This window comes from Flavobacterium macrobrachii, from assembly GCF_014486675.1.
Classification (GTDB): Bacteria; Bacteroidota; Bacteroidia; order Flavobacteriales; family Flavobacteriaceae; genus Flavobacterium; species Flavobacterium macrobrachii.
The window spans coordinates 1-245 of sequence record NZ_JACTAC010000223.1; the positions used below are offsets into that span (position 1 = coordinate 1).

1 pseudogene is annotated in these 245 nt (G+C 39.6%); it reads right to left on the reverse strand.

Going from position 1 to position 245, the window contains the following annotated elements:
• Positions 1-245: pseudogene (locus IAI56_RS16050) on the reverse strand (IS1182 family transposase); the annotation flags it as partial.

The following is a 245-nucleotide window of genomic DNA, read 5'->3' on the forward strand; positions in this document are numbered from 1 at the left end:
ATGCTGTCGTCTATTTTTTTGAACTTGGTGCTTTTGCCACAGCATTGTTCTCGCAGTGGACAGTTTTTGCAATCGCTTTCGCTGCTTCGATAGGTTCGTTTAGTATAGCCTTTACTATCGGTTTTTTCGCCTTTAAAAAGGAGTTTGGCTTGGTTGCCTTTGGGTTTAGTGCATTGATAATAGTTTTCTTCTTTATGAAACGTAAATCCTTCTCGCTCGGGTTTGTATTGTCCAAAGTTTGGAAT